Annotated in this window: 15 protein-coding genes and 1 riboswitch; of the genes, 1 reads left to right on the forward strand and 14 read right to left on the reverse strand. The window is 33.5% G+C overall.

The window, feature by feature from the left end:
• The first annotated feature begins 112 nt into the window (after positions 1 to 112).
• Positions 113 to 928, forward strand: coding sequence for a phage integrase N-terminal SAM-like domain-containing protein (locus tag FD688_RS06680; protein ID WP_138742329.1), 816 nt, complete (start codon positions 113 to 115; stop codon positions 926 to 928).
• Positions 929 to 930: 2 nt separating this feature from the next.
• Here the strand turns inward: FD688_RS06680 and FD688_RS06685 are convergent, their stop codons facing one another.
• The 14 genes from FD688_RS06685 to xerD form a co-directional block, all read right to left on the reverse strand.
• Positions 931 to 2,193, reverse strand: coding sequence for a tetratricopeptide repeat protein (locus FD688_RS06685; protein ID WP_138742330.1), 1,263 nt, complete (start codon positions 2,191 to 2,193; stop codon positions 931 to 933).
• A gap of 78 nt (positions 2,194 to 2,271) precedes the next feature.
• Positions 2,272 to 2,547: an HU family DNA-binding protein gene (locus tag FD688_RS06690; protein ID WP_034530808.1), complete on the reverse strand. Its 276-nt coding sequence runs from the start codon at positions 2,545 to 2,547 to the stop codon at positions 2,272 to 2,274.
• 173 nt (positions 2,548 to 2,720) lie between these two features.
• The gene (gene der / locus FD688_RS06695; protein WP_138742331.1) at positions 2,721 to 4,028 is read right to left on the reverse strand and encodes a ribosome biogenesis GTPase Der; all 1,308 of its coding nucleotides are present in this window, start codon (positions 4,026 to 4,028) and stop codon (positions 2,721 to 2,723) included.
• Between the two features lie 80 nt (positions 4,029 to 4,108).
• Positions 4,109 to 5,326, reverse strand: a complete 1,218-nt coding sequence (rpsA, locus tag FD688_RS06700; RefSeq protein WP_138742332.1) for a 30S ribosomal protein S1 — start codon at positions 5,324 to 5,326, stop codon at positions 4,109 to 4,111.
• 77 nt (positions 5,327 to 5,403) lie between these two features.
• Positions 5,404 to 6,084, reverse strand: a complete 681-nt coding sequence (cmk, locus tag FD688_RS06705) for a (d)CMP kinase (RefSeq protein WP_138742333.1) — start codon at positions 6,082 to 6,084, stop codon at positions 5,404 to 5,406.
• A gap of 21 nt (positions 6,085 to 6,105) precedes the next feature.
• Positions 6,106 to 6,660 carry a LysM peptidoglycan-binding domain-containing protein gene (locus FD688_RS06710; RefSeq protein WP_138742334.1) on the reverse strand — a complete coding sequence of 185 codons (555 nt, stop codon included), beginning with the start codon at positions 6,658 to 6,660 and terminating at the stop codon, positions 6,106 to 6,108.
• A gap of 50 nt (positions 6,661 to 6,710) precedes the next feature.
• Positions 6,711 to 8,156: a RecQ family ATP-dependent DNA helicase gene (locus FD688_RS06715; RefSeq protein ID WP_138742335.1), complete on the reverse strand. Its 1,446-nt coding sequence runs from the start codon at positions 8,154 to 8,156 to the stop codon at positions 6,711 to 6,713.
• On the reverse strand, positions 8,146 to 9,183 hold the full coding sequence (locus tag FD688_RS06720; RefSeq protein ID WP_138742336.1) for a helix-turn-helix domain-containing protein: 1,038 nt from the start codon (positions 9,181 to 9,183) through the stop codon (positions 8,146 to 8,148). Before FD688_RS06720 ends, FD688_RS06715 begins: the two co-directional genes overlap by 11 nt.
• Positions 9,184 to 9,186: 3 nt before the next feature.
• Positions 9,187 to 9,768, reverse strand: a complete 582-nt coding sequence (locus FD688_RS06725) for an ECF transporter S component (RefSeq protein WP_138742337.1) — start codon at positions 9,766 to 9,768, stop codon at positions 9,187 to 9,189.
• Positions 9,769 to 9,850: 82 nt separating this feature from the next.
• A riboswitch (FMN riboswitch) is annotated at positions 9,851 to 9,971 on the reverse strand.
• A 58-nt stretch (positions 9,972 to 10,029) separates the two neighbouring features.
• The gene (locus tag FD688_RS06730) at positions 10,030 to 10,755 is read right to left on the reverse strand and encodes a pseudouridine synthase (RefSeq protein ID WP_138742338.1); all 726 of its coding nucleotides are present in this window, start codon (positions 10,753 to 10,755) and stop codon (positions 10,030 to 10,032) included.
• Positions 10,724 to 11,284, reverse strand: a complete 561-nt coding sequence (scpB, locus tag FD688_RS06735; RefSeq protein WP_054450081.1) for an SMC-Scp complex subunit ScpB — start codon at positions 11,282 to 11,284, stop codon at positions 10,724 to 10,726. The genes FD688_RS06730 and scpB overlap by 32 nt, the downstream gene beginning before the upstream one ends.
• Entirely contained in the window at positions 11,285 to 12,040 is a 756-nt protein-coding gene (locus FD688_RS06740; protein WP_138742339.1) for a segregation and condensation protein A, read from the reverse strand.
• A complete protein-coding gene (locus tag FD688_RS06745) occupies positions 12,021 to 12,389 on the reverse strand; it encodes a hypothetical protein (RefSeq protein WP_034530791.1) in 369 nt (122 codons plus the stop codon). The genes FD688_RS06740 and FD688_RS06745 overlap by 20 nt, the downstream gene beginning before the upstream one ends.
• Before the next feature lie 23 nt (positions 12,390 to 12,412).
• Positions 12,413 to 13,300, reverse strand: coding sequence for a site-specific tyrosine recombinase XerD (gene xerD / locus FD688_RS06750; protein WP_138742340.1), 888 nt, complete (start codon positions 13,298 to 13,300; stop codon positions 12,413 to 12,415).
• Positions 13,301 to 13,310: the final 10 nt, after the last annotated feature.

Raw genomic sequence — 13,310 nt, forward strand, 5'->3', positions numbered from 1 at the left:
AATACAATCTATATTAAATATTAACAGATTAGCATTACAATTTACAGATTGAAGTTTGCTAACTTTAGTGCTGTAATAGGAATAAATAACTATTAGGAGTTGAAGTAGCCAAATGTCTAATGATTATCCATATCAAGATACTTTTGAGATTGATTTAAAGAATAAAGGATTAGCAAAAATAACGATTAACGAATACACGAAAATCCTTTCTGACATGTTTGACTACCTATCCGATTTCAATAAGGGCTATCAAGAAAATCATAAAGTTAGTAACCTGTTTAATCGTGATATTGAAGAATATCTTCAAATGCTTTTAGACGAACGCAAAATCAACCATAACACCTATAACAAGGTTCTATCACACATTAATGTCTATTTTAATTACCTGTTCACCCATCAATTGAACAATAATTTACCGACAATTGATATTAAGGGCTTAAAACACGAACCTAAGAGTGAATTAGATACTTCCTGGTTAGATAATATAAACGTCATTCTAGCTGACGCAAACGTCCATTTTTACGCTAGAATGACCGTTCTACTAATCAGTAAAGGATTTAAATCTGAAGAATTCCTCCAACCTGGTTTTTATCGATTGTTTAATCAAATTACTTTCTCGGATGAAGAAAAGTTTTTCATTAACTTGTTCGATAAATTCATTCAACCAATTCAGTTAAAACAAAATAGTCAGGATATCTTTTTAAAACAACGACTCTCTGATGATCCACACATCACTTCTGCTGGATTGCATAAATACCTAACCCCTAGTGAACAATATCTAGGATTCTCACTTAGCCCATCAGAATTATTCAAGGGTTATATCATTGATTTCATCAAAAAAAATCCAGACCTAAGTGACTCAAAACTATCAAGTCAATTAAATCTGGATTTATCATCGATTAATTACTACAAAAGATTAATCAAATAAGACTAATCATCCATGTATTCATCAAGCATAAATGCAGCTTCATCATCATTTGGTTGAAGTTGAACATACTTTTTAAGAAGTTCATATGAATTATCGCGGTCACCGTATTCACGGAAGAATAATGCTGCTTGTTTTAAGAAACTAGCATTATCAGAGAAATATGGTTTGGCAGCTAGGTAATTCTTGTGAGCTTCTTTTAGTTTGTCTAATTTATCATATGAAACAGCAAGGTTCCAGTAGAATTGTGGATCCAATTCATGATTTTCAATGTAACTATTCAACAATTTAATGTTTTCTTCATAGTCTTCTTTGGCAACCAATAGGTTAGACATTTCCAAGACGATTTCAATGTCGTCTGGATCAATTTCGTTTCCTTGTTGTAGGTATCCCAGCGCTTCATCATTTTCAGATAACTTAAGTGCTTCACGAGCTGTGGCTAAAAATAACTTTTCGTTGTATTGATCAACGCTTAGTCCTTCTTGCAATACACGATATGCCTCTTCTTGTTTGTTTACAGCATCTAATGCTTGGCCCAAGTATGGGTAAAGAGTCGCATACTGTGGATCTGAATCACGAAGTTCTTCAAATAAATCAATTGCTTCATCGTATTCCTTTAGTTGTAGATAGGTGAACGCTGTTTCGAACTTAACATCTGAAGACATATCTATTGTCTTAATTTGTTTTAAGTATCCAATTGCATTTTCAAAATTACTATCATTGGCGTATGAAATACCAATTCTTTCAACGATGTTAACTGCTGATAGGTTGGTAATTCCCTTCTTGATTAAACTTAAATACAAAGGAATAGCTTTATTGTACTCACCCATTGTGTAATACAATTCTGCCAAAGCAAACGTAATTACTTCTTCTTCAGGCGCTAATTTTTTAGCTTCTAGCAACTTTTCACGACTAACTTCGAATAACTCTTGAGTTTGGTATAAATCAGCTTGAACCATCAAAGATTGAAGATAAGCGGGTGAATCCTTACTAATCTTACTTAATTGTTCCAGGGCTTCATCAGTGTTACCTTCACTAATCAGAATATCAGCGATATCGGTTCTTAGTTCATCTTCATCAGGAAACTTCTTCAATAATTTTTCATATAGTTCCTTAGCTTGGTTGGTAAAACCATATGAATATAGTTCTTCAGCAAGCGAATACACCATTTCATCACTATCATGATGTAATGCTAAATTATATTGTTTATTAAATTCATCAATTTTTCCTTCTTCAAGGAATTTTAGTGCTTTTTGTGAGTAGCTCAAAAATCTCGCTCCTATCATTTAAAACATATAAAAAGGCCAGTCCGTAAAACGGACTAGCCTAATTATAGCATACTGTTATTATTTAACAGCATCCTTTAAAGCCTTACCTGGTTTGAATGCAGGTACTTTGCTTGCAGGAATTTGAATTTCTGCACCAGTTTGAGGGTTACGACCCTTACGAGCAGCACGTTCACGTACTTCGAAGTTACCGAAGCCGATTAATTGTACCTTTTCGCCCTTAGCCAAACTACCTTGAATTGAATCAAATACAGCATCAACTGCTGCAGTTGCATCCTTCTTAGTTAAACCAGTTTTAGTAGCAACACTACTTACTAATTCTGCCTTGTTAGCCATGTGTGTTTCACCTCCCACAATGTTCGGAAAACAATCTATGCTTTTCGACTTATGTAATCACAACAAATTAATGTCATTACATTTATTCAAGATATCACATAAATGCCCGCAATTCAACGATTTTTAATATTTTTTAGTATAAAATATTAAAAAAATTGGATAAATAATCTTCATTACTTACGTTTTCTAGAAATAATTTTAATCGGAGTCCCAGAAAAGTCAAAGTGTTCTCTAATTTGATTTTCGATATATCTTCTATATGAGAAATGCATTAGTTCTTCATCATTTACGAAGATAACAATGGTAGGTGGTTCACTGGTAACTTGAGTTGCGTAGTAAATACGTAACTTTCTACCATTGATGCTTGGTGTAGGTGTCATGGCGATTGCATCCATCAAGACATCGTTTAACATTGATGATGAAATACGTTTAGAATGATTATCATTAACACGCTTGATCAATTCTGGTATTTGACTTAAACGTTGTTTAGTCTTAGCTGAAACAAACAAAATTGGAGCATATGATAGGTATTGGAATTGACTTCTAATGCCTGCTTCAAATTCTTGTTGTGTCTTACTAGTTTTCTTCAAAGTATCCCATTTGTTAACAATGATGATGACACCTTTTCCGCCTTCATGGGCATAACCAGCAATACGCTTGTCTTGTTCGCGAATTCCTTCTTCAGCATTTAAAACAATTAAAGCCACATCACTATTATCAATTGCTTTCATTGCTCTCATTACTGAGTATCTTTCGGTATTTTCGTAAACCTTCCCTCGTTTTCTCAATCCGGCTGTATCCACCATTGTGAATTCTTGACCATCTTGTTCAAAGTGAGTATTAATAGCATCTCTAGTTGTTCCAGCGACGTTCGAAACGATTACTCTATCTTCACCTAAAATAGCATTAACAAGTGAAGATTTACCAACATTTGGACGTCCAATCAAGCTGAACTTAATGTTATCATCGTTTTCTTCTTCTGTTTTTTCATCGAAGTTCTTAATAACTTCATCCAATAAGTCACCCAAACCTAATCCATGAGCACCAGAAATTGGATATGGATCTCCTAAACCTAAAGAATAGAAGTCATAAATGTTAGCACGGCTTTCAAAATTATCAACTTTGTTAACTGCTAATACAACTGGTTTATTGGTTCTATATAAAATTCTAGCAATGTTGTCATCAGCATTTGTAATTCCTTCTTTTCCATTAACCATGAAAATAATTACATCAGCTTCATCAATTGCTATTTCAGCTTGCGCAGTAATTTGTTTCACGAATGGTTGATCACCGATTTCAATACCACCGGTATCAATCATACTAAACTCGTGTCCCAACCATTCACCGTGAGAATAAATTCTATCCCTTGTTACTCCAGGGGTGTCTTCAACGATGGAAATTCGTTCCCCAGCAATACGGTTAAAAATTGTTGATTTTCCGACGTTTGGTTTTCCAACAATTGCAACTGTAGGTAAACTCATTTAATATTCACCCTTTCTTTCATAATGAAAAAAATATCCTTCACCAAAAAATGAAGGATATTTTTAAAGATTATAATATATTATTGATTATCTTTGTCTAATCCTTTACCAACAATGTCACCTAAAGTGAATCCATTTTCTTCTTCAGGAGCATTTTCAGTAGCATTATTAGTAGCTTCGACATGTTCACTTGAATCTTGAGCATTTTCTGGTTCAGGTTCAAGAGCACGTAATGATAAAGCTAAACGATGTTCACTTGGGTTAACATCTAAAACTTTAGCATCAACAGTTTGACCAACCTTTAATACATCAGAAGGTGTATTAACATGTTTATGTGAAATTTGAGAAATGTGAATTAAACCTTCAACACCAGGAATTACTTCAGCAAAAGCACCAAAGTCAACTAATCTCTTAATGGTTGCCTTTACAGTACTACCTTGAGGGGCTTTTTCTTCAATTTCATCCCATGGTTGTGGTTGAGTTTGCTTGATTGAAAGTGAAATTCTTCCACGTTCTTCGTCCATAGCAATAACCTTAACTTTAACATCTTGGCCATTTTCTAGAACATCAGCAGGTTTGTTTACACGTTCGTATGAAATTTCTGAAACATGAACTAGTCCGTCAATACCACCAAGGTCAACGAAAGCACCGAAATCAGTCATACGTGCAATCTTGCCTTCAACTACATCACCAACATTTAACTTGTCCATAACTTCTGAACGAGCTTCTTCTTGGTTCTTAGCTACAACATCACTATGTGATAGAACCAAACGATTCTTTTCAGGAACAATTTCAACAATCTTACATTCAAATTGTTGACCGTTGTATTGATTCAAGTTTCTTACAAAGTGGTTAGTGATCATTGATGCAGGGATAAATCCACGTACACCAGCGTCTACTACTAAACCACCACGTACTGCATTTTGAACAGTAACTGTAATTGTTTCATTGTTTTCAGCTTTTGCCTTTAATTCATCCCAAACCTTACGTTCTTCTAAACGACGAATTGATAGAAGGAAGCTTCCACCTTCTTTATCATCACCGATACGTGAAATTACAACAAATTTACCTTTGTCTCCAACTTTAAATTTGCTTTCAACGTCATCAACAGGTTGTGAGGATAGTTCACGACGAGGAACAACTCCTTCAACCCCGGTGTTATCAATACCAATAATTAATTGATGATCCTTGTCAAAAGCCAAAATTTCACCACTGACAACATCGTTAATATTAACTTGGTCCACATTATCCAAGGCTTCTAATAAATCTTTGTTTGTTTGTTCATCTGATTCACTCATCTGATATTTCCTCCTTGAGACTACTATAACTTTCATTTTAGACTATGTTATTAATAAAATCTAGTTTAATGATTAAATTATAGTGTTTGTTTTTTTGTTATTTCATCAGAGATGGCATCTACCACTTGATCAATTGACATTGAAGTAGTATCAATTTCCTTTGCATCAGCGGCTTTTGTCAATGGAGACACGGCTCTATGAGAGTCTTTATAGTCTCTTTCTTCAATTTCCTTTTTTAATTGTTCTAGCGGAACATGAATACCCTTCTCGGCATTATCTTTAAAACGTCGGTCAGCTCGTTCATCGACACTAGCAATCAAGAAAATTTTAACTTCAGCATTTGGTAAAACTGTTGTTCCGATATCTCTACCGTCCATAACAATACCACCCTTAGCTGCAATGTCTTGTTGTCTTTGAACAAGTTCTTTTCTAACTGCACCTAAACTAGCAACAGTAGATACATTATTAGTAACATCTTCCTGTCTAATATCGTTAGTAACCTCTTGTCCATCAAGAAAAACTTTTTGTTGTTTTTCTCCAGGTTCAAAAGTAATTTTAGTATCATTTAACATATCCAAAATCACTTTTTCATCATCCAAAGGATACCCTAATCGTAAGGCCTTTAGAGTAGTTGATCTATACATCGCACCAGTATCACAGTAAATGTACGAAAATCTCGCTGCAACTAATTTGGCAACGGTACTTTTTCCAGCAGATGCTGGCCCGTCAATCGCTACTTGTAACTTACTATTATTCATAAACTTAAACACCACTTAATTTTATTTTACTAGAATCTTTTGTCCATTTCTAACCTTGTTAGAATCAGCAATACCGTTAAGTCTCATTAGACTTTGAACACTTGTACCGTACTTCTTAGCAACACGGTATAAATCAGTCATACCATCTTGACCAATAACAGCATATCCAGTGTTGTTAGTAGTTGCTGATTGGTTGGTAGTTGTTGTCTTATTTTGTGTATTATTGCCGTTAGTTTGACCTTGATTATTATTTGAGTTATTCATACTTGATGAGCTACTCATTGATGAAGAACTACTCATTGAACTTGAGCTAGAATCCATTGAATTTGAACTTTCTTCATCTTTATCGCTTGATTTCTTCTTTGAAGACATTGAGGAAGATGATGATGTAGAAGTAGTAGTTGTTGTATTGTCATTGTTGCTACCACTTGGGCTACTAATCATTCCATATACAAGTGCAAATAATCCAATTACTACTAGGATAGTAATTAACACAATTGCAACTGTCTTGTGTCCTCTATGTTTTCTTCTATTTTCTACTCTTGAAAAATTACCGTAATCGTCGTTATTATTCAAAATAATGACCTCCTAATAATATCTTGTACCTTAATTATACATGAATTTTACTATTTAGAAAAAAGAGTTTGAATAATACTCTGCCATTTTAAGTTCTGTGGCCGTGAATTCAAGCTTTTTCTTTCTTGGACTAAATCCATCTTTTCTAATTGTAATTGTGTACTCTCACCATTACAACAATTTTCATCGTGTTTAGAAAAAATCTCATTAAAGTATCTAAGTAAAAATGCCCGCTTGCATCCCTTTGTTTTCACATAACCCAACATCTGATTTAATGATGTTAATAATTCGTTTCTTCTTTCATCAAATATATTAATTACTTCATTTTTAGTAAAACCTCTTTGAAAATAATAGTTGATGAGATTAGCTTTTTCGTCAAAATCATTATTTTTCAACTTATGATAGTAATTGTAAAAAAAGTTAATCATATCTTCACTTGGAATCGTGTCATCAATAAATCGATACTGCAATATTTCGTCTTTTTCTTTATACAAAATAACTGAGATACTCTGTTTACCATCCCTACCAGCTCTTCCCATTTCTTGAACATATGATTCCAAATTAGCGGGAATATGGTAATGAATAACAAACCTGATATTATCCTTATCAATTCCCATCCCAAATGCACTAGTGGCACAAATAATGTCAATTTGGTCACTAATAAACTGGTGTTGGATCCTATATCTACTATCAGCATCCAGGTCTGCATGATAAACCTCGACATTTAAATTTGTTTTATCTTTTAACCATTCACAAACTGCATTAGCAACTTTTTTACTAGAAAAATAAATAATTCCCGGTTTCATTAATTTATTGACTAAGTAAAGTAGATGGTTATTTTTATCCTCATTACCAGTAAATGTATCAACCGATAATACGATATTAGGACGATTCGTCGAATACTTAATCGTTTCCATATTAGGCAAACCAATTTTTTCTTTAATATCTAAAACAACGTCATTTGAAGCAGTAGCAGTGAGCATTAATGTAGTTGGATGATTTAAATTGATGATTATATCCTTTAAATTTAGATATTCGGGTCTAAAATCTGGTCCCCATTGATTAATACAATGAGCCTCATCTACAACAAACAAAGATATTTTAAGTTGCTTAAATGATTCTAATACATCTGAATTAGATAACATTTCAGGTGAAACATAAACATACTTGTAGTTATTTAAATTCTTGATGACTCTTTTGCGGTCTGACCATGAAAGATTGGATGTTATCGCTACTGTTTGCTTTTCCCCTAAATATTTCATCCTATCAACTTGATCTTGCATCAATGAAATCAACGGAGATACCACAATTACCATTCCATCAACTATCTTACCAATGTATTGATAAATAAGCGTCTTTCCGGTCCCAGTTGGTAAAACTCCTAATACATCTTTGCCATCTAGAATTGATTTGATAACCTCTTTTTGACCAGAACGAAAATCATCAAATCCAAACCAACTTTTTAGATGTCTCTTTAAATCTTCGTCACTTAACATCTTGTTTACTCCTCAATATCTGATAAATTCTGAACTCAAAAAAATTAATATCTGTTCTTTCACTAATTTTACTAAATTGCCAACTATCAATTGGCTGATTATCAAAAGTCTGTCGTAATGTTTTTTCATCTTCAATATTAACAATTTTGGAGTAAGGGAATTTATTTTCTGGCAACCATATTGCCATTTCTAATAAATGTTCTCTGATTGTTGATAACTTTACGTTTAAGTTATTAGCAATCTGATTTAACGTGTTGCCATTAACAAATTGTTTATATGTTTGAATTGCATGATGATTCATCTTTAAAGTCCGCACATCATGTACCAAAGGTAATAACAATTGGTCATTATCATTGATGATGTAGTTAATGAAGTCGACCCATCCATCATATTCCATGAAGAACGCCTCAACGTTTGAGACGCCCATAATATTTGCTAATTGACTATTAGTCATCCCATAGACATCATGGCCAATCATTTGTTGAGCAATGATATTAGCCTTTTTCTCATCGACTTGTGATAAGTATTGAGTTAAGTAAGTTTCTAATCGATTCACAATTTCTGATTTATTTTGAACAAACCATCTTTTGACAATCATCGCACTCTTCATATCTGTTTTAACTGGATAATAGTTCTTATTTTGATAGCTATATTCTGAAACCGATTGAATAGCTAATAATATTCTTGATTTAAAATCATTAACATTATAGTCATATTGATATGATGTATTCTGTAATATGTAAAAGGATTCTTTTAAAGAATCCTTTTGGTTTTGACCTCGTGTAGTCAATTGATACTGATATTCATCAACTTGCTTCACAAAACCATTCGATATCAGATTTTTGATTGATCCGTTGATAGAATTCAGATCATATGTTTTTAGAATTGCTGAGTATTGTAAGATACCGTAACGCATTGCCCAGAAAAGTGTTGAAACGGTTCTTTTTCCATTTAACAAATTCTGAATTAATTTAATTCTTCTTGGTTGCGTCGATGATAGAAGCAATAACAGCAAATCTTTATTCATTGTTTATCTCTTTTCTTTATATTTTTCCCATGCATTGCTTCTGTTATATACAATCACGAAGACAATACCAATGAATAGTCCCTTAATAAGGTTAAATGGTGCGACTGTATATAATACAGAATCCAATAGGCTAAAGCTCAATTTAAATCCTGTTAAATTGATGTATAGTGGTGTAATCACAAAATAGTTCAATACACTCATAACTAGAGTTAACATGACTGTTTCAAAAAGAACCATAATAACGTATTTAGCATTGTTTTGAACTACTTTGTTAACCAATGTAACTGATAGCACAATTGTTAAACTAGCAATTAGTAAAGCTGAGATACCAATCAGATTAATCAAAGAAACACCGGTAAAGACGAAGTATAGTACCGCTCTTAGCAATGCTACAATCAAACCACTACGAGTTGATAATAACACAGTTGCTAACAGAATTGGGATATCACCAAAATCTAACTTCATGTATGGTGCCATTGGTAAGATAGGCACTGATAGATAGGTCAATAGATATGCCAATCCTCCTAAAATAGAAACCTGAACCAGGTTTTTCAAACTAAAACGACTACTTGTACTACTTAACATAATAAATCCTCCATATGAGGAATATCTTCAAAAAAAGCCCATTGATCCATCGAAGACCAATGAGCTTTTTGCGTACTCAAAAAGAGATCTTCTTTATACCAGACTGTACTGTCGGCTTTGGAATTTCACCAAATCAACTATCAATCGATAGGTAGCGGGCTGTAACCGCCGGTCGGGAATCTAACCCTGCCCTGAAGATAAACCAAATTTTATTTTTTCAAGAATGATTATAGCAAAAAAGGCTTGTTTTAAACAAGCCTTTTATTTCTTTTCAGTCATTTCGTATAACTTTTCAACTTCGAATTTCTTCAATGGACGGTAATCACCTGGTTGTAATCCCTTTAGGTTTAAGAAAGCAAAGGATTCACGTTTCAATTTTTTAACCGGATGGCCGATGGCCTTGAACATATTCTTAACCTCATGGTTTTTACCTTCATGAATTGTTAATTGCACAACGGCAGTCTTCTTACCATTATCGGTTTCTAAGACGTTTGTCTTGGCAGGTGCAGTCTTCTTGCCATTAATCTTAACACCTAGTCTTAGTTGTTTTAACTCGTCGTTAGTTGGAATTCCTTCAACCTTAGCAACATACGTCTTTTCAACTTCGTACTTGGGATGAGTTAAACGATTATCCAAGTCTCCATCATTAGTCATCAGTAAAAGACCAGATGTATCGTAGTCCAATCGACCAACTGGATAAATTCTTTGTTCAACATCTTCGAAAAAGTCTATAACAGTCTTTCGATCCTTTTCATCAGACACTGAAGTGATAATTCTTCTTGGTTTGTATAACAAGTAGTATACTGGTGCTTCCTTATTGATTGGTAAACCATCAACTTGTACTTCATCAGAAACTTTAACCTTTGTTCCTAGTTCAGTAACAACTTGACCATTTACCTTTACGCGACCGGCTAAAATAATTTCTTCTGATTTACGTCTTGAAGCTACCCCGGCTTTAGCCATTATCTTCTGTAGTCGTTCCGCCATTTTCTTCCTCCTGAAGTAAAATTTCATTATCGATTTTTGGTAATTCGTTTAAGCTCTTAATTCCAAACAACTTCAAAAAGTTATCAGTTGTCGTATAAAGCTTTGGATGACCCGGTACTTTCTTGTAACCTGAAGTGGCAATTAAACTTTGTCTCAACAATCTTTGGACCGTCTTACTGCTGTTCACACCTCTAATGTCATCCACTTCAACCCTTGTAATTGGTTGATTATAAGCAATAATCGTAAGTGTTTCTAGCGCTGTTTGAGTTAAAGAAATGCTTTCGTCGCTTTGTAAATATCCCTTAATTAAGTCGTTTAGTTCTTCCTTTGTGGCAATTTGAACCTTATCAGAATATTCCATCAACGTAAACGGTGAGTCTTCGTTTTCAAAAGACTCCTTTAGTTGATTCATTAACGTTTCTAGCTCACTAGTACTTAGTTTTAATAATGTGCTTAGATTGTCGTATGTTATTCCATCTTCACCAGATATATATATTAGGCTCTCTAGCTGCGCTAACTTACTAACCAATTACTCTTCACCTTGCTTTGCGATTTTTTCTAAAAATAGTTTGTCGTCAATTTGACCGACCTTGACCTTTTGTTCCTTAACAAGTTCTAGTAATGACAAAAATGTAGTAACTACAAATTCAACGTTACTAGTCTTATCGAATAAGGAATCAAATTCAACCGATTTCTGTTTGGATAATCTATCCATAACATATGTTGATTGCCCTTTGACAGTGTATTCCCATTCAATCACTGAGTGTACGTATGGTTCGTTTGATTTAATCTTTTCAATAATTCGATCAAACGCTTGTTGAATTAAATCGATACTGAATTTTTCGCTATTGTTAAAATCAATCATCTCATCGACACTTGGTAAAACGGGATCAACACTGTGATATTGACTAGTCTTAGTCTCCATCTTCTTCAATACTTTTGATACTTCTTTATATTCTTGATAAATCAAAAGTTGATTTACTAGTTCATCCCTTGGATCTTCGTAATCATCATCTTCATTGATTTCATCATTTCTAGGCAACAATAGCTTCGACTTAATTGCCATCAAATTGGATGCCATTACGAAGTACTCACCTGCGATATTAACGTTTAGGTTTTTCATCTCAGTTAAATATTCAACATATTGTCTGGTAATCTTTTCAATTTGAATGTCATAGATATCCATTTCAGATTGCTTGATTAGATGTAATAGTAATTCTAAGGGGCCATCAAAATCATCAATGTGAATATTTATATTGTTAGAGTTATTGAACTCTGGTTCCATTACGTTTCTCCCAAATTTCACAGATTGAAGTGGTATCCATTGTTCCGACAATCTTTTTACCCATGTATAGGTTATTTAAATCATCAATCATTGAACAACAGTTATTAATGTTCCAAGAATCTGGTGTTAAGACTACTCTTCTTAGAACTAACAAATCATTTTTTTGTTCAATTGCGACTAATCCAGCCCAATTGTCATCTTGATTTTTCCACAAGTAAATAACACGGTTATCACTATCTTCATACCAGTTCATTTCATCTTCTAAATGATTGCCCTTATTCATGTCTGGTAATAAAGAGAGCATATCCATAGCGATTTTTTTATATTCTGTTCTATATTTTAGTAGCATCCCCAATTCCTCCAATCTGTGATTTAAGCGTGTGGATGAAAGTCATCAAACGCCTTATTTAGATGTTCATGTGAAACATGTGTATAAATTTGAGTCGTCGAAATATCAGAGTGCCCCAATAACTCCTGTACAACTCTCAAATCAGCTCCATTTTCTAGTATATGAGTAGCAAACGAATGGCGTAAAGTATGTGGAGTAACCTTTTTCTTAATACCAGCTAAACCAACGTAGCGTTTAAGCTTTTGCCAAATGCTTTGTCTACTCAAACCAGATCCATGAGCATTTAAGAATAGATAATCACAATGTCTTCTTTTTAGCAAAAGATTGCGACTGTTTTCCATATAAGTGTATATCCATTTAATGGCTTGAGAGCCAATCGGAATAATTCTTTCCTTGTCTCCCTTACCAATAGTTTGAATAATTCCCATATCTAAATGTAAATTATCCATCTTCAAATTAACTACTTCGCTAACACGCAATCCCGTTGCATACATGACTTCTAATATTGCCCTATCTCTAATGCCATATTTGTCATTTGTATCAGGAACTGCCAGCAACTTATCAATTTCCTTCATCGTCAATACATCTGGTAAATGATTAGCTGATTTAGGAGTATCTACATTGACCATCGGATCTTCGATGATGAAGTGATATCTTTGTAAGTACTTAAAAAACTTTTTCATCGTTGAAACAAAACGGATTATGGAATTTCTTGCCTTTCCACAATCCTTCATGTACTTCATATAATCTAAAATTGTCTTGGAATCAACTTTTTTAAATTCATTAATATGATTATTCTTTAAGTAATTGATAAATCCTTTAATGTCTTGATGATAGCTCTTAATCGTATTATCTGATAAACCACGTTCAATCACCAAATAATGTAAGTAGTCCTTAACTTCGGAGTCCATAATATCACCC

Source organism: Apilactobacillus kunkeei (genome assembly GCF_005930975.1).
Classification (GTDB): domain Bacteria; phylum Bacillota; class Bacilli; order Lactobacillales; family Lactobacillaceae; genus Apilactobacillus; species Apilactobacillus kunkeei_E.

What these genes read in the sequence shown, in the direction of transcription:
- FD688_RS06725 (WP_138742337.1), bottom strand. Translation starts at nt 9,768, where the DNA reads ATGTTAAGTAGTACAAGTAGTCGTTTTAGTTTGAAAAACCTGGTTCAG.
- FD688_RS06715 (WP_138742335.1), bottom strand. Translation starts at nt 8,156, where the DNA reads ATGTTAAGTGACGAAGATTTAAAGAGACATCTAAAAAGTTGGTTTGGA.
- rpsA (WP_138742332.1), bottom strand. Translation starts at nt 5,326, where the DNA reads ATGAGTGAATCAGATGAACAAACAAACAAAGATTTATTAGAAGCCTTG.
- FD688_RS06720 (WP_138742336.1), bottom strand. Translation starts at nt 9,183, where the DNA reads ATGAATAAAGATTTGCTGTTATTGCTTCTATCATCGACGCAACCAAGA.
- cmk (WP_138742333.1), bottom strand. Translation starts at nt 6,084, where the DNA reads ATGAATAATAGTAAGTTACAAGTAGCGATTGACGGGCCAGCATCTGCT.
- der (WP_138742331.1), bottom strand. Translation starts at nt 4,028, where the DNA reads ATGAGTTTACCTACAGTTGCAATTGTTGGAAAACCAAACGTCGGAAAA.
- xerD (WP_138742340.1), bottom strand. Translation starts at nt 13,300, where the DNA reads ATGGACTCCGAAGTTAAGGACTACTTACATTATTTGGTGATTGAACGT.
- FD688_RS06740 (WP_138742339.1), bottom strand. Translation starts at nt 12,040, where the DNA reads ATGGAACCAGAGTTCAATAACTCTAACAATATAAATATTCACATTGAT.
- FD688_RS06745 (WP_034530791.1), bottom strand. Translation starts at nt 12,389, where the DNA reads ATGCTACTAAAATATAGAACAGAATATAAAAAAATCGCTATGGATATG.
- FD688_RS06730 (WP_138742338.1), bottom strand. Translation starts at nt 10,755, where the DNA reads ATGGCGGAACGACTACAGAAGATAATGGCTAAAGCCGGGGTAGCTTCA.
- FD688_RS06690 (WP_034530808.1), bottom strand. Translation starts at nt 2,547, where the DNA reads ATGGCTAACAAGGCAGAATTAGTAAGTAGTGTTGCTACTAAAACTGGT.
- FD688_RS06680 (WP_138742329.1), top strand. Translation starts at nt 113, where the DNA reads ATGTCTAATGATTATCCATATCAAGATACTTTTGAGATTGATTTAAAG.